This window comes from Micromonospora sp. WMMD964 (assembly GCF_029581455.1).
Classification (GTDB): Bacteria; Actinomycetota; Actinomycetes; order Mycobacteriales; family Micromonosporaceae; genus Micromonospora.
Map to the genome: position 1 here is coordinate 3,766,950 of NZ_CP120860.1, position 21,505 is coordinate 3,788,454.

Below are 21,505 nucleotides of genomic sequence, written 5' to 3' on the forward strand. Positions count from 1 at the left end.
CGAGGCGGTCCGTCTACGGCGGCAGCGCCGACTCACCGTCCGACCAGTGCCGCCAGGTCGACCTTGTCGTGGGCGGTACGCGGCAGCGCCGCCATCCGGCGGATCCGGCTCGGCACCAGGTGGGCGGGGAGACATCCCGCCACGTGGGCCCGTACCTGCTCGGGCGCGAGGTCGGCGCCGGCGCGCGGCACGTAGTAGGCGACCAGCTGCAACTCGCCGAGCTGGTTGGCCTCGGCGAGCACCGCGCACTGGGCCACCGCCGGATGGGCCGCGACGGCCGCCTCCAGCTCGCCCAACTCCACCCGGAACCCGCGCAACTGCACCTGGCGGTCGCGGCGACCCAGGTAGTGCAGCCGCCCCTCGGCGTCCTGCCGCGCCCAGTCGCCACTGCGGTAGTACCGCTGCCCGTCCAGTGTGACGAAGCGTTGCGCGGTCAGCTCCGCGCGCCCCAGGTACCCGTGCGACACCGACGCGCCGGTCACCAGCATCTCGCCCGCCGCACCGACCGGCACCGGGCGCAGTTGCTCGTCGACCAGGCGGACCCGCAGGTGCGGCAGCGGTCGGCCGATCGGCGTGGCGCCGGGCAGCGTGGCCGCCTCGTCGTCCAGCGCCGCGAACGTGACGTGCACCGTGGTCTCGGTGATGCCGTACATGTTGACCAGCACGGCCGCCGGGGCCACGGCCAGCTCCCGCCAGGCCCGCACCGCGCCGGTGTGCAGGGCCTCGCCGCCGAAGACGACGTAGCGCAGCTCGGGCAACGGCTCCGGGTGGACCTCCAGCTCCGCGACGAGGTGCCCGAACGCGGTGGGCACCTGGCTGAGCACGGTGACCCCCTCGTCGGCGAGCAGCTCGCCGAACGCGCGCGGGTCGGCCGCCACCCACGGCGGCACGATCACCACCCGACCGCCGTGCAGCAGCGCACCCCACAGCTCCCAGACACTGAAGTCGAAGCTGTGCGAGTGGAACATCGTCCACACGTCGGCGGCGGACAACGTGAATCGCTGCGCGCAGGCGTCCATCAGCGCACCCACGTGCGTGTCGCCGACCACCACCCCCTTCGGCGTCCCGGTGGAGCCGGAGGTGTAGATGACGTACGCCGTGCCGGGCGGCACCGCGCGCGGCGGGCCGCCGCCGGTGCGGACCACCGTCGGCCGCCCGGTGTCCGGGTCGACCTGCACCAACGCGTCGATCCCGGCGTCGGCGACGATGTACTCCTGCCGGGACGCGGGATACGCCGGGTCGATCGGCACGTACCCGCAGCCGTGCTCCAGGATGCCGAGGATCGCCACGACCACCTCGGCGCAGCGGGGCATCCGCAGCCCCACCAGGGTGCCCTCGGGCACCCCGGCGTCGGCGAGGTGGCGGCGCAGCTCCCGCGCGGCGGCCGCCAGCTCCCCGTAGCGCAGTTCCCGGTCCCCGTCGGTCACGGCTACCGCGTCCGGGTCACGGGCGACCTGCTCGGCGAAGCGCCGCGCCAGCGTCAGCACGGCACGGCCCGGCGTCGCATCGGTGCCCCCCCGACCGCGCCCACCAGTGCTGCGGGGGACCGGGTGAACAGCAGATCCACGCTGCCGTCGGTGGCGCCGTCGGACCAGCCGATCGTCACCTCGTAACCGGCGTCCTCGCCGAGCGCCGCCAGGCCCTCCGGGTCGACGGCGTCCCGGTCGCCGTCCAGCCGACGCTGGCAGGCCGCGACGGGCATGCCGGTGGCGAGGGCGAACGCCGCGGACACCTCTCCGGCGAGGCGGGCGTTGACCAGACCGGTGACCCGGACGGCCGGCACGCCGTCGGCCAGCGCCGCCGGTAACCCGGCGAGGTCGCAGGGCACCGGGGGAGTGCCGGAGCGGACCGGCGCGGCGGTGTGCAGCACCACGTCGTACCGGTGCCGGGTCAACTCGTTGTGGAAACGGCCCCGCTTGACCCGGACGTCGACGCACGCCACCCCGTCCAGCCGCGTCGCCGCCTCGGCGAAGAAGTCCGGATCCACCAGCAGCTCCTTGTCCAGCGCCACCGCGCGGGTGACGTCGGCGCGGATCTGCGCCGGGTCGTCGCCGGGAGCGGCGCGCAGCAGCCTCACCGCGGCCTGCATGGTGAAGGCCAGGCGGGCGTTGCGGACGTCGCCGACGAACACCGCGCCACCGGGGCGCAGCAGCCCGACGACGCGGGCCAGGACGGCGTCGAGGTAGTCGAGGGTCGGGAAGTACTGCACCACCGAGTTGAGCACCACCAGGTCGAAGGACGCGGCGGGCAACCCGCTGACGTCGTGCGCGGCCTGATGACGCAGCACCACCCGATCGCGGAGATCCGGGCGGGCGGCGGTCTGCTCGGCCAGGCGCCGCACCACCGCGCCGGACAGGTCGGTGGCCCAGTACGCCTCGCACTCCGCTGCCAGCCGACCCAGCAGCAACCCGCTGCCCGCACCGATCTCGAGCACCCGCTCGGGGCGCAGGGCGCGAATACGATCCACTGTGGCCTGCTGCCACTCGCGCATCTCGGCCAACGGGATGGGCCGGCCGGTGTAGCTGCTGTTCCAGCCGGAGAAGTCGGCCCCGAGCCCGTCGCCGCCCTCCGCGTAGAGCTGGTCGTAGATCGACTCCCAGTCCCGGACCACCGCGGCGTCACCGGTGTCCACCGGCGGGGCGGACCGAACGGCCGCGCGGCCCACCAGGTCGACGCAGCCCTCCGGCCGACGTCGGCCCAGATCCCCGGTGCGCCGCAGTCGGGTGCCGAACGGGTCCACCACCACGCCGGTCGGCTGGCCGCCCGCAGGATCGAGGGCGGGAACGGATTCGCCGCCGACGTAGAGTTCGCCGACGTCCCCGGCGGGGGTGGGGTGCAGGTCGGGGTCGAGCAGGCGCAGGGTGGTGCCGGGCAGTGGCAGGCCCACCGGCGGCCCGTCCGGCAGCGGGGCGCCGGCCGGCAGGCGCAGCGCCGCGCAGCCGAGACCGCCCTCGACGGGGACGTACTCCCAGGTCAGCGCCGTGCCCGGGTGCCGCTGACGCCACCGCGCGACCTCGTCGCACGGCAGCCGCGGCCCGGTGAGCACCAGCTCCCCGGTGGGGGACGCCTCGTCCGGCAGCGCGGTCAGCGTCGCCAGGTCAGCCGGGGTGAGCTTGGCGAAGGTGGGTCGCCAGCCGGACCAGGCGGCGTCCTCCAGCTCGCCCAGCTGCACACAGCCGCCGGCCAGCAGCGGCACCAGCAGGGCGGCCAGTTCCCCGGCGGTGCCCGGCAGCGCCGGGAGCACGGCGACGCCGGCTGCGGCGGGGTACGCGGGCAGCGCCCACCGCAGGTACGCGCTGAGCGCCCGCCCGCTCAGCGCGCCGTCGTCGCCGAGCAGCACATCGTCCTCGGCGGTGCCGCCGAACACGACGCGCAGCCCGTCGAGCACGGGCGGAGCGGTCGGCGCGGTCCCGAACGGCAGGACCACCGCGGTGCCCGCCGGGCGGGCACCCGGGTCGGCGGCGAGCACGACGGCCGGCGCGGTGCCGCCGTCCCGGGGGGTGTAGGCGGCGCCGACGCGCAGCGTGGCGAGCAGCGCGGCCACCGCCCCCGGGACGTCGTCGTCGACGGCGATGCCGACGGGGGTGCCGGGGCCGACGCCCCGGGCGCGCAACGTTTCGGTGAGCTGTCGCGTCCAGCCCTCGAGCCGGCCGTGGGTCACGGTCTCGGCGTCGGTGACGAGGGCGGGACGCTCCGGACAGGCGTGGGCGACGGCGAGGCAGCCGGAGTCGGTCATGGCGCTCACCCCCGCACCGGCTCGGCGTCCACGCTCGCCGAGGGGGCGGGCACGTGGCCGATGGCGGCGAAGTAGTCCAGGCACCGCCCGATGAACGCCCGACCCACCTCGGGGGCGGGCACGTCGTCGCCGAGGACGGCGCGCGCCCGACTGGTGTCGTACAACGGTTCGTGCCACCCGGCGGCGTTGGCGCGTACCCAGGGGCCGAGCACCGACAGCACCAGGTCCCACCGGCCGTCCGGGTCGCGGCGGGACAGCCGGACCAGTTCGGCGTACCACTGCTCCAGCGACACCCCGGCGGTCCGGTAGCCCCGGTCGGACAGCGCCCCGGCCAGCTCGTCGAAGGTGAACGGCGACGCCGCGGTCAGGTGGAACGCCTGGCCGAGGGCGTCCCGGCGAAGGGAGAGCGCCGCCACGCCGGCCGCCACGTGCTCGACCGTGGACACCGGCAGCGCGATGCCGCTGTCGGGGACGAGGCCCAGGGCGACGCAGCCGCGCACGATGTCGCTGACCACGTCGCCGACCTTCCACCGCCCGGTCACCGGGCTCCCGATCAGCCGGGCCGCCCGGGTGACCACCACCGGTACGCCGCGTGCCGCCGCCTCCCCGACGATCCGGTCGGCCACCCACTGCGACTGGATGTAGCCGTTGTAGAGGTGCGGCGGGGGAGTGTCCACGAAGACCTCCCGACCGGCCCGCTCGGCGTCGGCGAGGTCGGTGACCTCCGCCGGCGACACGTAGTGCACCGGGATGGTTCCGGCGCTGCCCGACGTGGCCAGCCGCAGCACCTCGCGGGTACCGCCGACGTTGGTCGGCCGGACCCGCCGGTACGGCGGCAGGATGTTGACCACCGCGCCCAGGTGGTAGATCGTGTCGAGGTCGTCGGCCAGCGCCGCGAAGGTGTCCGGGGCGAGACCCAGGCGCGGCTGTGACAGGTTCCCGGGCAGCACCTCGATCCGGGCGTCGAACGCGTCGTTCCAGCGGCCTGCGGCGGCCAGCGCCTCCCGCACGCGGCGGCGACCGTCGGCCGGGTCCAGCGAGCGGACCAGGCACACCACCGTCGCCTGCGTGTCGCGCAGCAGCCGTTCCAGCAGGGCGCTGCCCAGGTAGCCGGTGCCGCCGGTGAGCAGCACCCGTCGCGGTTCGGCCGTCCACCGCACCGGCCCCCGGAGGGTGATGTCCTCGTCGAGCACCGCCTCGCGGAGCACGTCGACGTGGCCACGGGGGTCCCGGGCGCGGTCGTCGGCGACGCCGCCGGCCTCGATCAGGGCCGCCAGGCGGGCCACTGTCGGCCCGGCGAACAACGCCTGCAACGGCAGCAGTGTGCGCCACTCGTCGTGGATCCGGTTGGCCGCGCGGGTTCCGAGCAGCGAGTGCAGGCCCAGTTCGACGAGGTTGTCGTCGCGGCCGACGTGCTCCAGTTGGAGCAGGTCGGCGAAGAGCGCACTCAGCGCCGCCTCGGTCTCCGTCCCGGCAGCCGGCGCGGGGGCGCCCGGTGCGGGGCTCGGGTTCGCCGCCTGCTCGGTCGACGGCTGCGCCGGGGCGGCGACCTCCGGGATGTCGCCCAGGCGCGCCGGTTCGTCGCGCATGATCGCCGCGAGCACGTCGTGCACGCCCGCGACGAGTGCCCGGGCCCGAGCCGGGTCGACGCGCCGACGGTCGTGGATGAGGTGCAGCGGCAGGTCGTCGCCCGGAAGCACCATCAGCACCAACGGGGTGTGCGGGCGGGTGTGCAGCTGGAAGCCCTCCAGACCCAACCCCTCCTCACCGAGCGTGAACGGCGGCAACGGCATGTTCTGGAAGCCGACGATGCTGTCGAAGAGGTCGGTGCCGGGCGGTGCGCTGCTCCACCGCTGGATGTCGGCCAACCCGGTGGCGGCGTTGTCCCGAACCGCGATGATGTCGTCCTGGATGGCCCGCAGCCACGGCACGACCGGGCGTTCCGGGCCGAGCGTGCTGCGTACCGGCACGGTGCCGACCAGGCAGCCGACCATCGACTCCGCGCCGGGCAGGTCACCGGGTCGGTGGGCGAAGGTGGTGCCGACGGCCACGTCGGCGCTGCCGATGGCCCGCCCCAGCACCAGCGTCCACGCCCCCTGCACGAGCGTGTGCAGGGAGAGCCGGTGCCGCTGCGAGTACCCGCGCAGCTCACCGGCGAGGTCGCCGAGGGAGAGATCGACCCAGTCGAAGGCGGGCCCGTCGGCCGGAGCCGCGCCCCCGTCCAGGCGCAGCGGCGCAGGCTGGTAGCCGGCCAGGTAGCGGCGCCAGAACGGCCCCACCGCCTCCGGGTCCTGGCGCTTCCACCAGGCCACGTAGTCGCGGAAGCGGCCCGGTGCCAGCAGCACCGGCTCCCGGCCACGTACGTACGCCTTGTAGGCCGCGGTGAAGTCGGACATCATCAGGCCGACCGACCAGCCGTCCACCACCAGGTGCGACAGGCGCAGCGCGATCTGGAAGCGGTCGTCGGCCAGCAGGCACAGCCCGACCCGCATGATCGGCGGGGTCTCCAGGTCGAAACCGCGCCGACGCTCGTCGCGCAGCAACTCCTCGAGCAGACGATGCTGCTCGGCGGCCGGCAGGGCCCGCCAGTCGTGGGTCTCCCGGGGCAACGCCACCCGGGCGTGCACCGCCTGCACCGGCTTGGCGATGCCGTCCCAGCGAAACGCGGTCCGCAGCGCCGGGTGGCGGTCCACCACCAGCTGCCAGGCCCGCCAGAACGCCTCCCGGTCCGGGCTGCCGGTGAGGGTGAGCACGGTCTGCTCGACGTAGAAACCCTCGTCCGGCGCGTACAGGTGGTGGAAGAGCATGCCCTGCTGCATCGGGGTCAGCTCGTAGACGTCGTCCAGGTTGGTACGGCTCATGCCCGCCTCCGTAGCGGTGTCGGGCCGGCGATCGCGGCTAGCGTGCCGGACAGGCGCGACAGCAGCTCGTCCCGCGCGGTACGCAGGAAGAAGTGGCCGCCGGGGAACATCTCAAGGGCGAACGGGCCGGTGGTGCAGCCCGTCCAGGCGGTGAGCGCGTCGGGGTGGACACCGACGTCGTCGAACCCGCCGAACGCCGTGACCGGGCAACTCACCGGCAACCCGTGGTACGAGTAGTCGTCCACCACGGTGAAGTCGGCCCGCAGCACCGGCAGCAGGATCTCCATCAGCGCGTCGTGCTCCAGCACCTCCGGCGGGGTACCGCCGAGGGAACGGATGTGGTCGCGGAAGAGGTCGTCGGGCAGCGCCGACACGGGCGGTTCGACCCGGGGTACGCCGGGAGCCCGCATCGCCGCCACGAACAGGTGCTCGGCGACCATTCCGTAGTAGTGCTCCAGCCGCCGACACAGTTCGAAGGCGAGCAGCGATCCGTAGCTGTAACCGAGCACCGCGAAGCGCTGCCCGGGCCGGGACAGCACCGCGCCCAGCAGTTCGGCGACCAGAGGCTCCAACCGGTCCACCGGATCCTCGTGGAAACGCAGGCCGCGTCCGGGCAGTTCGAGCGCGTCCACCGTGACGCCGGGCGGCAGGCTGTCGGCCCAGTCGGCGAACACCCGCGCCGAGCCCCCGGCGTACGGGAGACAGTAGAGCGCCAGCGGGGTCACCACGGCCGCTCACCTCCCGCGCCGACCAGGATCGCGCCGATGGTCCGGAACTGGATGTTGGACGTGCCCTCGTAGATCTTGCCGACCTTGGCGTCCCGGTACAGCTTCTCCACCGGGTGGGCGGTGGTGAACCCGTTGCCGCCCAACGTCTCCACCGCCTGCGAGGCGGCGCGCTCGGCCACCTCCGACGCCAGGTACTTGGCCATCGCGCTGACCCGCAGTCGGTCGGTGGGTGTGCCGTGGTGCAGCACCCGCACCGCGTCGTAGAGCAGGACCCGGGCCGCCTCCAGCTCCGCGGCGAGCCGGGCGAGGGGGAACAGCACCCCCTGGTACGCCACGATCGGCTCGCCGAACTGCTCGCGCCGCTGCGCGTAGCCGAGCGCCTCGTGCAGGGCACCACGGGCCAGACCGACGAGCTGCGCCGCGATGCCCAGCTTGCCGACGTTGAGCGTCTCCATCGCCAGCAGGTCGGCGGCGCCCACCCGGCCCAGCACGTTCTCCCGACCCACCGGCACCCCGTCGAGTCGTACGTCGCAGGTGGAGCTGGCCCGGATGCCGAGCTTGGATCTGGGCGGGCCGACGGTCAACCCCGGCGAGTCGCGGTCCACCAGGAACGCGGTCAGCCCACCGGCCGCGCCGTCGACCCGCGCGAACACCAGGAACAGGCCGGCCTCGGCAGCGCTCGTCGTCCAGCACTTGCGCCCGTGCAGGAGGTACCCCTGACCGCGGGGCTCGGCCCGGGTGGTGAGCGCGAAGGCGTCGCTACCGGCCTGCTCCTCGGAGATCGCGTACGCGCCCGCGAGGCCGGTCGCCAGCCGGGGCAGGTACCGGCGCTTCTGGTCACCGGTGCCGTGGCGCAGCACCGCGCTGGCCACCAGCGCGTTCTGCACGTCGACGAAGACGGCGACGGCCGGGTCGACGGCGGCCAGTTCCTCGATCGCGATGAGCACCGCGAGCAGGTCCTGACCGGCGCCGCCGTACGTGCGGGGGATCTCGATGCCCATCAGGCCGGCCGGTACCAGCTTCTTCAGCAGCGTCGGGTCGAGGGCCGACGCGGCGTCCATCTCGCCGACCAGCGGGCGTACCTCGGTCTCGGCGAAGTCGCGGACCGCGTCCCGCCAGGCGGTGTGCCGCTCGGACAACGCGGTGACCGGGCGGGCGATCGTGTCGGTGGTCGTCACAGCTCCTCCTCCATGTCGTCGAGCACCGCGGCCAGGTCGTCGGTGCCGAGGTCGGCCAGCGGGAAGTCGCCCGCCGACACCTGGCCCGACCCGAGGTCGCGGCTGTGCGCGGCGATGTCGCGCAGGCCGGTTTCGAAAGCGTCCGCCAGGCTTGGCAGGTCGACCGTCGGGTCGGCGCTGCTCCAGTGGATGTGCAGGGCACCGGCGTAGTCGACGACGGTGAGGCGTACGGCCGCGCCGAGGCTGTCCCGCTCCCAGCGGGGCCAGGGCGCCGGATTGCCCGGTGGCAGCAGTCGGGCCAACCGGGACCGCTCGCCGAAGCGTTCCAGCACGTGCAGGGCGAGCCGGCCCGGCCCGTACGCTTCGTCGGCGGTGGAGCGGCTCCACTGCTTGACCGCCGGCAGCAGCACGGCCAGGTCGTCGGTGTTCAGCGTGCCGGGAACCTCGGCGATGGACAGGATCGCGCCCACCGTCCGGGAGGTGTCGACAGTGCCGTCGTCGCGCCGGTCACCCACCACCAGCAGCGGACCGTCCAAGCCGGTGCGCCGGGCGGCCACTGTGAGGGCCGCCAGGGCGGTCTCGGTCAGGCTCAGCCGGTAGCCGCGCCGGACCGCGTCGGTGAGCCGCTCGGTCTCGTCGGCGGTGAGCCGGCTGACGGCCTGGTGCGGCGTCACCCCCGGCACCACGGCCGGCTCGACGGCCACGAACCCGGCCTCCTGCGGGGACTGCTCGGCCCACCTGGTGAACGGGTCGGTGGGCGGCGCCAGCACGACGCTGTCACCGTTGCGCAACTGCTGGGTGATGCTCAGGAACTCGGAGACCACGACCTCCCACGAGGTCGCGTCGACGACCAGTTCCGAGGCGAGCAGGGTGAGCACCCGGCCGTCGGCGCCGAGGTCGAACACCGCGGCTGCGAAGACCATGCCGCGCTCGACGTCGAGTTCCTCGCGCATCTCGTCGACCATCTGGGCGACCGCCTCGGCCCGTACCTCGGCCGGCAACGTGCCCAGCTCGATGACCGGCAGGTGGGCGGAGACCTCGGCGGCCGGCACGGCCGCCTGGCACCAGCCGTCGTCGCCGGTCACCGCGAAGCGGGTACGCAGTGCCGGGTGCCGGGCGACGATCTGGCGGACCGCCTCGCGGGCCGCGTCGAGGCACAGATCCGCCTCGACGTGGAGGTCGACCCGGTGGGCCCCGGCCGGTAGGCCGGGCGCGGCCACCGCGAGCAGGCGCCGCTGGAACGGCGTCACGCGGGTCGCCGCGACCCCACCGCCCGGAGCCGCCGCCACGGCGCCGCGCGCCTCCAGCCGCTCGGCCAGGTCCACGATGGACTGCGCCTCGAAGAGATCCTGGAGCCGCAGGTCGATGCCCTGGTCGTTGACCTGGGTGATGATCCGGACGCCGATGATCGAGTCACCGCCGAGTTGGAAGAAGTTCGCCCACGGGTCGACCTCGTCGACGCCGATGGCGTGCGCCGCGATCTGGCACAGCCGTACCGCCAGCGGCGTCAGCTCGCCCCGCTCCCGCTCGACCGCGACCACCCCGGGTTCGGGCAGGTTGTTGCGGTCGACCTTGCCGTTCGGGGTGAGCGGCAGGGCGTCCAGGAGGGTGATGGTGCTGGGGATCATGTACGGCGGCAGCAGGGTCGCGGCATGCGCGCGCACGCCGTCGGCGAGGTCCGGATCGTCGACGTGCTCCGGCCCGGCGACGACGTACGCGGCCAGCCGACGGTGGTGGCGGTCGCCGGTGGCGATCGCCACGGCGGCATCCACGCCGGGGTGGCTGGCGAGGGCGTGTTCGATGTCGCCGAGTTCGATGCGGTAGCCGCCGATTTTGACTTGGTGGTCGTTGCGGCCGGCGAATTCGATGGTGCCGTCGGGGTGTCGGCGGCCGAGGTCGCCGGTGTGGTAGAGGCGTTGGCCGGTGGTGGGGTGGGTGATGAAGGCGGTGGTGGTTTTGTCGGGGTCGTTGTGGTAGCCGTCGGCGAGGCCGGTGCCGCCGATGTGGAGGTGGCCGGTGACGTAGGTGGGGCATTCCTGGTGGCGGTCGTTGAGGACGTGGATGGTTTGGTTGGTCATGGGTTTGCCGTAGGGGATGGAGTCCCAGGTGGGGTCGATGTGGTCGATGTCGTGCAGGATCGACCAGATGGCGGCTTCGGTGGCTCCGCCGAGTGAGGTGACCTGGGTGTTGGGTGCGGTGGTGTGGATTCGGGTGGGGAGGTCGGTGGGGATCCAGTCGCCGGAGAGGAGGACGCGGCGCAGGGTGGGGGCCGTTTCGTTGTGGGCTTCGAGGTGTTCGACGAGCATGGCCATGAGGGCGGGTACGGAGTTCCAGATGGTGATGTGGTGTTCGGTGATGAGGTGGTGCCAGCGGGCGGGGTCGCGGTTGGCGGTCGGTTCGGGCAGGACGAGGGTGGCGCCGGTGGCGAGGGCGCCGAAGATGTCCCAGACGGAGAGGTCGAAGCTGAGGGCGGAGAGTCCGAGGACGGCGTCGTGGGCGGTGATTGTGTAGCGGTGGTTGACGTCGACGCAGGTGTTGACGGCGGCTTGGTGGCTGATGGCGACGCCTTTGGGTCGGCCGGTGGAGCCGGAGGTGTAGATGATGTACGCCAGTTCGTCGGGTTGGACCTGCGCGGCCACGGTCGGCGGGTCGTCCGCCACCGCGGCCTCGTCGTCGGCGTCCACCACCACCACCGGTAGGCCGGCGTCCGGGTGTTCGGTAGCCCCGACGCGCAGCAGGACGGCGGCGCACTCGGCGTGCGAGAGCACGAACTCCTGCCGGTCGGGTGGGGTCGAGGGATCCACCGGTACGTAGGCTGCTCCGGCGAGGCCGACCGCGAGGACGGCGACGATCTGCTCGACCGACTTGTCGATGACGACGGCGACCTGGTCGCCCCGGGTCACACCGGCGGCGACGAGCCGGTGCGCGACGAACGACGCCCGGGTGAACAGCTCTCCGAAGGTCAGCCGTCGGCCGGAGGCCACCACGGCCAGCCCGTCCGGGTCGGCCTTCGCGTGCTCGACCAGACGGGTCCACAACAGCCCGGACGGTATCGGGGCCTGCGTCGCGTTCACCCCGGCCACCAACTCGGCCAACCCGGCGGGGGACACCTCGGCCGGACCGGTCCACCCGGTGCCCGACCCCAGCCGCCGCAACACGTCGACGAACCCGCCGAACATCTGCTCCACCAACCCGTCGGGGAACAGCTCGTCCACGCTGGGCCAGCCGACCACGAGACCGGCCTCCACCTCCAGCGCCGCGGCGTCGATCCACACCTGCGGAGTCTGGATCACCTGGTGCTCCAGCTGCCCGAGCCAGTCCACCATGGACGACTCGTTGGCCTCGCTCTCGTTGACCAGGGTGCTGGTGAACACCGCCGGCATCATGGCGGCGTCGGTGCCGCCCCGTTGACGGGCCAACTCGCGGAGGATGTCGACGCCGTTGACGTAGCGGTACTCCAGGTCCTCCCAGTTCTGCTCCTGCAACCGGCGGGCCACCCCGAGGATGGAGTCGTCCTCGACCAGGTCGACCGGCAGCAGCGTGAAGGACGCGAACCCGCCGACCAGGTGCTCCACGTCGGGGTGCACGGGCAGCCGGATGTTGGTGGTCACGTTCAGCGTGAACCGGCCCGAGCGGGTCCAGCCGCCCAGCACGCAGGCGTACGCGGCCAGCAGCACCGCCGACGGAGTGACGCCGTGCGTGGCGGCCTCCCGCTTGATGGCGTTCCACTCCACCGCCGGGATCAACGCGCTGCGGGGCACGAACTTCGGCTCCCGTACCAACTCCGGCGAGGTGGCCAGCGGCAGCTCCGGCGGCGAGGGCAGAGTGGCCACCCGCTCACGCCAGTAGTCCATCGACCGGCGGTAGAGCGAGGTCTCCTTGAGCTTCTCCGCGGCCAGCCGGTAGTCGCGGAAGGAGATGCCCAGCTCGGGCAGCTCCTCGGCCGGACGCTCGTAGTAGGCGCGCCAGTCCGCGAGCAGGATCCGGACACTGCCCATGTCGGCCATCATCAGCTCGAAGCTGAGGAACAGCCGCGTACGCCCACCGGGCAGGTGCACCACCCGGATCTCGAACAGCGGCCACGCGTCCTCGGGCCGCATCTCGTGCGACATCGCCTCGCGCATCTCGGCGAGCCGGCCCTCGACCACCTCCGGCGTCTCGTCGCGTAGGTCGACGACGGGGAAGTCGTACCGGGTGACCTCGGGCAGCACCCGCTGGTGACCGTCGCGGGTGAACACGGCCCGCAGCATCGCGTGCCGGGCCAGCACCCGGTTCCACGCCTGGTTGAGCCGTTCGACGTCGAGGTCGTCCCGGTCCACCTCCCAGTACATGTGCGCGCCGACGTTGCCCATGCTGAAGTTGCCCATCCGGCCGATCCACTGGGCCTGCTGGATCTCGCTGAGCCCGAACGGCTCGTGCAGGTGCTCCCAGTCCGGCACGGCCACCGGCATCTCGTCGTCGGCCACCGGTACCGGCTCGGCGGTGGTCGGCGCGGCCGTGGGCAGCAACTCCGCGACCACCTCGGCGAGCGCGGCCACCGTGGACGCCGTGACCAGGCGGCGCAGCGGCACCTCGACGCCCAGGTCCTGCTGGATCCGGCTGACCACCTTGGTGGCGAGCAGCGAGTGACCGCCCAGCTCGATGAAGATGTCGTCGACGCCGATCGGTGCCACGCCGAGCAGGTCCTGCCAGATGACCGCGATGCGCCGTTCGACGTCGGTCCGTGGGGCCAGGTAGACGGTGGTCAGCGACGGGCGGGTGTCGGCCTCGCCGAAGTCGATGTCGTCAGCGTCCTCGACCACGACGCCCGGCGCGGTGCCGCCGGTGGTGGTGGTGGGTGCCTCCACGAAGTAGCGCCGGCGCTCGAAGGGGTAGGTCGGCAGAGCCACCCGGCGGCGGCGGGCGCCGTCCTGCACGCCGCCCCAGTCGATCTCCACGCCGCCCAGCCAGAGCCGACCGACGGCCTCCAGGGCCGTCGCCTCGTCGGAGCCGTCGGCGTCCGGGGCGCGCATGGTGGGCACCGCGACCACGCCGCGCGCCTCGGGCGCCAACCGGGCGAGAGTGCACAGGGTGGTGCCGGGGCCGACCTCCACGAGGACACCGGTGCCCTGTTCGCGCAGGCGGACCATCCCGTCGGCGAAGCGGACCGGCTCGCGGAGCTGGGCACTCCAGTACTCCGGGCTGGCGGCGTCCGCCCCGGTCAGCCAGGTGCCGGTGCGTCCGGAGAGGATCGGCGTGGTGGGCGCCGAGGGCGCCGCGGCGGCCACGGCGGCGGCGAACGGGCCGACCACCGCGTCCATCATCCGGGAGTGGAAGGCGTGCGAGGTGTGCAGCATCCGGTGCCCGACACCGTCGGCCTCCAGCATCGCGGCGAACGCCTGTACGTCCTCGGCGGTGCCCGCGACCACGCAGACCTCGGGCGCGTTGTAGGCCGCGATGTCGAGGCCCACCGGCAGCCGACCTGCCAGCTCGTCGGCGGGCAGCGCCACCGACAGCATCGCACCGGTCGGCTGGGCGCCCATGAGCCGTCCCCGCTCGGCGACCAGCCGGACCGCCTCCTCCGGCTCGAACACCCCGGCCAGGGTGGCGGCGGTGAACTCGCCGACGCTGTGCCCGATCGCCGCGTCGCGGCGTACCCCCCACGAGGTGAGCAGGCGGGCCATCGCGTACTCGACGGTGAACAGCGCCGGCTGGGCGACCGCCGTGTCGGCCAGCCGGGCCCGGGCGGCCCGGTCGGTCGGGTCCGCGGCCACCAGCAGGTCGCGCAGGTCGAAGCCGAGCGCCGAGGTCAGCACCTCGGCGCAGCGGTCCACCTCGGCGCGGAACACCGGCTCGGTGCGGTACAGCCCGGCGCCCATGCCCGGGTACTGGCTGCCCTGCCCGGGGAAGAGCCAGGCCACCTCGGGTTCCTCGGTGGGCGCCCGACCGGAGAGGGTCCGCGGACCCTCCCCGCCGCCCAGCGCGCCGGCGGCGGTACGGACGTCGTCGACCACGACGGCCCGCCGGTGCGGGAAGTGGGCACGCCCGGTCTGCAACGTCCAGGCCGCGTCGGCGATGTCGAGCAGCTCCGGCGCGTCGTCGGGCGCGTCGGCGTCGGCGAAGGCGGTGGCCAGCCGGTCGGTCGCCGTGTCCAACGCGGCGGCACTGCGGGCGGACACCACGATCAGCTGACGGTCGCGGCGGGTGCCGGACAGCTCCCGGGCCGGCGGTTCCTCCAGGATGGCGTGCACGTTGGTGCCACCGAACCCGAAGGAGCTCACGCCGATGCGCCGCGGATCGCCGTTGGCCTTCCACGGCTGGAGTTCCTCGTTGACCCGGAACGGCGTCGCCGCGAAGTCGATCTCCGGGTTGGGTGCTGTGTAGTTGACGTTCGGCACCAGCTCGCCGTGCTTGAGCTGGAGCACCGCCTTGATCAGCGAGGCGATGCCGGCGGCGCTGTCCAGGTGCCCGATGTTGCTCTTCACCGAGCTGACCGCGCAGTAGCCGCGCCGGTCGGTGTGCCGCTGGAAGACCTTGGTCAGCGCGGCGATCTCGATCGGGTCGCCGAGCGCGGTGCCGGTGCCGTGCGCCTCGATCGCCTTGATGCTCTCCGGGTGCACACCGGCCAGCCCGATCGCCGCCGACACCACCCGTGCCTGGCCCTGGATGCTCGGCGCGGTGTAGCCGACCTTGGCGGCGCCGTCGTTGTTCGCCGCGGTGGCGCGGATGACCGCGTCGATCCGGTCGCCGTCGGCGAGCGCGTCGTCGAGGCGGCGCAGCACCACCACTCCGGCGCCGCTGCCGCTGACCGTGCCCCGGGCCTGCGCGTCGAACGGGCGGCAGTGCCCGTCCGGCGAGAGGATCATGCCCTCCTGGTAGAGGTAGCCGCGGGTCTGCGGGAACCGCACCGTCACGCCGCCGGCCAGCGCCAGGTCGCATTCGTCGGCCAGCAGCGCCTGACAGGCCTGGTGAACGGCGAGCAGCGAGGTGGAGCAGGCGCTCTGCACGCAGACCGCCGGGCCGTCCAGGTCGAGCTTGTAGCTCACCCGGCTGGCCAGGTAGTCCTTGTCGTTGGCCACGAGCAGCTCCAGGCCGTCGGCGGAGGCGTCCAGGCCGCGACCGGGCAGCAGGTGGGCCAGCAGGTACGACGACAGGCTGGCGCCCGCGTACACGCCGATCGAGCCGGGGTACGACGCCGGGGTGTGCCCGGCGTCCTCGAGCGCCTCCCACGCGCACTCCAGGAAGATGCGGTGCTGCGGGTCGAGCAGCGCCGCCTCCCGGGCGCCGTAGCCGAAGAACCGGGCGTCGAAGAGTTCGGCGTCCTCCAGCGACCCCCATGCCTTGACGAAGCGTGGGTCGGCCACCAGTTCCGGGGCGACGCCGGCGGCGAGTAGTTCCTCGTCGGTGAAGTGGCGGATCGACTCGGTGCCGGCGCGTAGGTTGTGCCAGAACCGGGTGACGTCGGGGGCCCCCGGGAATCGGCCGGCCAGGCCGACCACGGCGATGTCGACGGTGTCGGTGCTCATGCCCTTGTCTCCTCTTCCTGTCCGGACCGGGCGACGCGTCGCCGGGCTCGACGGTTGCGTTGGCCACGGGCGAAGGCCGCGTCCAGGTCCGCGTCGCGGTCGTCGGTGCCGGTGAGGACCCCCGCCAGGCGCCGCACGCTTGTGTGTTCGAAGAGCAACGTGAGCGGGAAGTCGCGCCCGAGGGCGGTCCGCAGCTCACGGTGCAGTCGCAGGATCAGCACGGAGTCGAGGCCGAGCTCGAAGAAGTTGGACCGCACGCACACCTGCGGGACGCCCAGGACCTGACCGAGCTGCGTGGCCACCGCCCGCTCCACCGGGGTCCGCGGTGGCGTGTGGTCGGTCACCACGACCCCGGGTTCGGGCAGGCTGGCGCGGTCGACCTTGCCGTTCGGGGTGAGCGGCAGGGCGTCCAGGACGGTGATGCCGCTGGGCAGCATGTACGACGGCAACAGGCTGCTCGCGTGCTCCCGGACGGCGGCCCCGAGGTTCCCGTCGTGGTTTCCGGGGTGTGGCAGGACGTACGCGGCGAGCCGACGGTGGTGCCGGTCTCCCGTGGTGGTCGCGATGGCCGTGCGTACCGCCGGGTGGCTGGCGAGGGCGTGTTCGATGTCGCCGAGTTCGATGCGGTAGCCGCCGATTTTGACTTGGTGGTCGTTGCGGCCGGCGAATTCGATGGTGCCGTCGGGGTGTCGGCGGCCGAGGTCGCCGGTGTGGTAGAGGCGTTGGCCGGTGGTGGGGTGGGTGATGAAGGCGGTGGTGGTTTTGTCGGGGTCGTTGTGGTAGCCGTCGGCGAGGCCGGTGCCGCCGATGTGGAGGTGGCCGGTGACGTAGGTGGGGCATTCCTGGTGGCGGTCGTTGAGGACGTGGATGGTTTGGTTGGTCATGGGTTTGCCGTAGGGGATGGAGTCCCAGGTGGGGTCGATGTGGTCGATGTCGTGCAGGATCGACCAGATGGCGGCTTCGGTGGCTCCGCCGAGTGAGGTGACCTGGGTGTTGGGTGCGGTGGTGTGGATTCGGGTGGGGAGGTCGGTGGGGATCCAGTCGCCGGAGAGGAGGACGCGGCGCAGGGTGGGGGCCGTTTCGTTGTGGGCTTCGAGGTGTTCGACGAGCATGGCCATGAGGGCGGGTACGGAGTTCCAGATGGTGATGTGGTGTTCGGTGATGAGGTGGTGCCAGCGGGCGGGGTCGCGGTTGGCGGTCGGTTCGGGCAGGACGAGGGTGGCGCCGGTGGCGAGGGCGCCGAAGATGTCCCAGACGGAGAGGTCGAAGCTGAGGGCGGAGAGTCCGAGGACGGCGTCGTGGGCGGTGATTGTGTAGCGGTGGTTGACGTCGACGCAGGTGTTGACGGCGGCTTGGTGGCTGATGGCGACGCCTTTGGGTCGGCCGGTGGAGCCGGAGGTGTAGATGATGTACGCCAGTTCGTCGGGTTGGACCTGCGCGGCCACGGTCGGCGGGTCGTCCGCCACCGCGGCCTCGTCGTCGGCGTCCACCACCAGGATCGGCAGACCCGAGCCGCAGCCGTCGGTGTCGGCACCAGCGCGGACCAGCACCGCCGAGCAGTCCGCGTGCTCGACCACGTACCTCTGGCGCTGAGTCGGCACCGACGGGTCCACCGGCACGTACGCGGCGCCCGCCAACCCGACGCCCAGCACCGCGATCACCTGTTCGACCGACTTGTCGATGACGACGGCGACCCGGTCACCCCGGGTCACACCGGCGGCGACGAGCCGGTGCGCGACGTACGACGCCCGGGTGAACAGCTCTCCGAAGGTCAGCCGTCGGCCGGAGGCCACCACGGCCAGCCCGTCCGGGTCGGCCTTCGCGTGCTCGACCAGACGGGTCCACAACAGCCCGGACGGTATCGGGGCCTGCGTCCCGTTCACCCCGGCCACCAACTCGGCCAACCCGGCGGGGGACACCTCGGCCGGACCGGTCCACCCGGTGCCCGACCCCAGCCGCCGCAACACGTCGACGAACCCGCCGAACATCTGCTCCACCAACCCGTCGGGGAACAGCTCGTCCACGGTGTCCCAGCTCACCAGGGCCGCGCCGTCCTCCTCCCGCACCTGGTGGTCGATCCAGATCTGCGGGGTCTGTGACACCGAGAAGGCGGTGTCGCCGAGCCACCGGGTGTGGATCTCGCCGGTGTCCCGGCCGCTGGTGAACACGACCGGCACCGGCAGGGCGGCCCCCCGCCGGCGGGCCTGCTCGCGCAGCACCTGGACGCCGCTGAAGTGCCGGTGCTCCAGGTCGCGCCACAGCTGGCGCTGGATCCGAATGGCCAGCTCGGCGAGGCTCGGTCCGCCGCCCAGGTCGATCTCCAACAGGGTGATCGACGTGAAGTCACCGACCACCGCGTCCACGTCGGGGTGCAGCGGCAGCCGGTTGAACAGGGTGGTGGCCACGCAGAACCGTGAGGTACCGCTCCACCGGCCGAGGGCCGACGAGTACGCGGCGAGCAGCACGGCCGACGGGGTGACGCCGTGCGCCGCCGCGTCCCGCTTGATCCGCGACCAGGTCCCGGCGTCGATCCGGTGCTCGTGACGGTGGAAACGGGACCGGCGCAGCTCCCCGGCGCTCGGCGCGAGTGGTAGGTCGGGCCCGCCGGGGAGGGTGTCCAGTCGGTCCAACCAGTAGGCCCGGGACCGGGCGTACTCCGGGCCGGTCTCCATCGCCCGCACGGCGAGCAGGTAGTCGCGGAACGACACCCCGATCTCGGGCAGGGTGGCGCCCGGGTCGAGGTAGAGCCGACGCCACTCGTCGAAGAGGACCTGCACGCTGCGGACGTCGCCCACCAGCAGGTCGAAGCCGATGTGCACCCTGGTGTGCCCGAGCGGGAGCCGGCTGATCCGGACGTCCAGCATCGGTCCGGTGTCCAGGGGCAGCACCTGGTGCGACATCTCCTCGCGTACCGCGGCGAGGGCCTCGTCGGCCTCGTCCAGCGAGGCGTCGCACAGGTCGATCTCCCGCACCGGCACGGCTCCGGGCGCCGTCAGGATCCGCTGCGTGCCGTCGGAGCCGATGACCGCGCGCAGCATCTCGTGCCGCTCGACCAGCGCGCCGAGTGCCCGCACCAGACGCGGCACGTTCAGCGACGCGGAGTCCAGCTCGGTGTACCAGTAGGTGGAGACGCCGCCGAGGCGCGCGGCGCCGCTGCGACCGACCAGGTAGGCGTGTTGCAGGTCGGTCAGCGGGAACGGCTCGCCCCGGCGGGCCGGGTCGGCGACCAGCGCCGGCAGCGTCGTGACCTCGGCCGGGTCGTCGGCCCGTGGGGCGGCGAGTCGCGCGGTCACCAGGCGGGCCAGTTGGTCCACTGTGGCGTCGGCGAACTCCTCCAGCGGCAACCGCACGGCCAGGTCGCGTTCGAGGGCGCTCTGCACCTGGAGGGCCCGCAGCGAGTCGAGGCCCAACAGGGTGAGCGGGATGTCCGGGGTGATGGCGGCGGCGTCGACGCCTGGGGTGGCGGCGATCCGTCGGCAGATCTCGGCGCAGACCACCGCTTCCCGCATCGCCTCGGGCAGCGCGTCGAGCAGGTCCCGAACCGGGGTCGCGTCGCCGGTGCGGCTGCCCGAACCGGCCGGGACCGCCCCGGTTCCGGCCCGGCACGTCCCGCCGTCGAGCCCGTCGGTCCCGACCGGCGCGGACGCGCCGTCGGTCGTCGTCGGTCGGGTCGGCGTCGAGGTCTGCTCGTCGGAGACCCATCGGGCGAGTTCGGTCAGGTCGCCCTCGGCGTACCCCTGTTTCGCCGCGTGCCGCTGCACCTTGCCGCTGGAGGTCCGCGGCAGCGTGCCGGCGCGGACCAGCACCACGGCGTGCACGGCCACCTCGAACTCGGCGGTCACCGCCTGCCGGATCGCCGCGACGATGCCGTCCACGTCCGGTTCGGTGGCGTCGCGGCGCACCTCGGCGACGACGAGCAACTGCTCTCCGGCGGAGGTGTCCAGACCGGCTGCGGCCGCCAGGCCGGAGCGCAACGCCGGGTGGCCGGCCACCGCGCACCGCTCGACGTCCTGGGGGTAGAGGTTGCGCCCCCGCACGATGATCATGTCCTTGATCCGGCCGGTGACGTAGAGCTCGCCGTCGTGGACGAAACCGAGGTCGCCGGTGCGCAGGAACGGCCCTTCGCCGGTGGTGACCCGCGCCTGGAACGTCTCGCGGGTCTGCTCGGGCCGCCGCCAGTAGCCCTGGGCGACGCTCGGTCCGCGCACCCAGATCTCGCCGACCTCGCCGGCCGTCAGCAATCGGCGGTCCGCCGCGTCGACCACGACCACGGACTGCTCCGGGTCGATGCCGGGTCCGACGCTCACCAGCCGGCGGCGGTCGGTTTCCTCCGTCGCCGGGGTGATCTCCCCGCGCTCCAGCGCGCCGGCGCTCACGTCGAACTCGGCCGGCGCGGCCCGGGTGATGGTCACCGCGAGCGTCGACTCGGCCAGCCCGTACCCGGAGCGGAACGCCTCGGGACGGAAGCCGCAGTCGGCGAACATGGCGGCGAAGCGCCGTAGCGTGTCGACCCGGGTCGGCTCGGCGCCGAGCACCGCGCTCGTCCAGGTGGACAGGTCCAACCCGGCCCGCCGTTCCTCGTCGATCCGGTCGGTACAGAGGTTGTAGGCGAAGTCGGGGGCGTACGACGTGGTCCCGCCGTAGCGGGAGATGGCCTGCAACCACTGGAACGGGTCGAGCGCGAACGTCGCGGGTGCCAGCAGGACCGCCTCGAACCCGCCGTGGACGGGTTGCAGCACGCCGGCGATCAAACCCATGTCGTGGTACGGCGGCAGCCAGCTGACCATCCGGTCGTCCGGGTGGTAGCCGACGGCGTCGTGCAGGGTGGCGGCGTTGCGCAGCAGGTTGCCGTGGCTCACCATCACGCCGCGCGGGTCCCCGGTGGTGCCGGAGGTGTACTGCAGGAACGCCAGCGAGTCGCCGTCGATGCGCGGCGGGCACCAGTCGGCGTCGTCGTCGGCGACGGTGGCGGTGTCCAGCCAGTCGAAGCCGACCAACTCCTCCGCCTGGGTGAAACGGGCACTGGCGGCGGCGCTGATCCGGTCGGTGGTCAGGGCCAGAGCGGGGGAGGAGTCGCGGACCAGGCCGCGGATGCGCTCCAGGCGACGGGTGAAGTTCGGCGGGTAGGCCGTCACGGCGACGACCCCGGCGTAGAGACAGCCGAAGAAACAGGCGATGTACTCCAGCGACGGCGGGTGCAGGATCAGCACCCGGTCGCCGGGTGCCGCGTGCCGGCGTACCCGGGTGGCGATCGCCTTGGCGCGCCGGTCCAGGGCCGCGAACGTCAGACTCTCCCGTTCCAGGCCGTCGCGGTCGAGGAAGAGGTAGGCACGCCGGTCCGGCTGCTCCCGGGCGCGGGCGCGGAGGAGGTCGACGACGGTGTGCGTGGACTCGGAGGCGTGCGTGCGCATGAAATCCCACCTTCTGTGCGCTGGCGTTTAGCGACCGGGGTCTGTGGAAATGTTGGTCAGACCGCAACAGCTGCGAAATGCCCGGG

Annotated in this window: 7 protein-coding genes; all 7 read right to left on the bottom strand. The window is 73.2% G+C overall.

Annotation, left to right across the window (positions count from 1 at the left end):
- Positions 1–32: 32 nt before the first annotated feature.
- From O7616_RS17365 to O7616_RS17395, 7 genes are read right to left on the bottom strand one after another with little or no spacing between them, the layout of a single operon-like run.
- The gene (locus tag O7616_RS17365) at positions 33–1,487 is read right to left on the bottom strand and encodes an amino acid adenylation domain-containing protein (protein WP_282302951.1); all 1,455 of its coding nucleotides are present in this window, start codon (positions 1,485–1,487) and stop codon (positions 33–35) included.
- Positions 1,481–3,736: an AMP-binding protein gene (locus O7616_RS17370; protein ID WP_282302952.1), complete on the bottom strand. Its 2,256-nt coding sequence runs from the start codon at positions 3,734–3,736 to the stop codon at positions 1,481–1,483. The genes O7616_RS17365 and O7616_RS17370 overlap by 7 nt, the downstream gene beginning before the upstream one ends.
- 5 nt (positions 3,737–3,741) lie before the next feature.
- Positions 3,742–6,597: a thioester reductase domain-containing protein gene (locus O7616_RS17375; protein ID WP_282302953.1), complete on the bottom strand. Its 2,856-nt coding sequence runs from the start codon at positions 6,595–6,597 to the stop codon at positions 3,742–3,744.
- On the bottom strand, positions 6,594–7,325 hold the full coding sequence (locus tag O7616_RS17380; protein WP_282302954.1) for an alpha/beta fold hydrolase: 732 nt from the start codon (positions 7,323–7,325) through the stop codon (positions 6,594–6,596). The genes O7616_RS17375 and O7616_RS17380 overlap by 4 nt, the downstream gene beginning before the upstream one ends.
- On the bottom strand, positions 7,319–8,503 hold the full coding sequence (locus tag O7616_RS17385) for an acyl-CoA dehydrogenase family protein (RefSeq protein ID WP_282302955.1): 1,185 nt from the start codon (positions 8,501–8,503) through the stop codon (positions 7,319–7,321). Before O7616_RS17385 ends, O7616_RS17380 begins: the two co-directional genes overlap by 7 nt.
- Positions 8,500–16,008, bottom strand: coding sequence for a non-ribosomal peptide synthetase/type I polyketide synthase (locus tag O7616_RS17390; protein WP_282302956.1), 7,509 nt, complete (start codon positions 16,006–16,008; stop codon positions 8,500–8,502). Before O7616_RS17390 ends, O7616_RS17385 begins: the two co-directional genes overlap by 4 nt.
- Positions 16,005–21,419: a non-ribosomal peptide synthetase gene (locus O7616_RS17395; RefSeq protein ID WP_282302957.1), complete on the bottom strand. Its 5,415-nt coding sequence runs from the start codon at positions 21,417–21,419 to the stop codon at positions 16,005–16,007. Before O7616_RS17395 ends, O7616_RS17390 begins: the two co-directional genes overlap by 4 nt.
- Positions 21,420–21,505 lie beyond the last annotated feature (86 nt).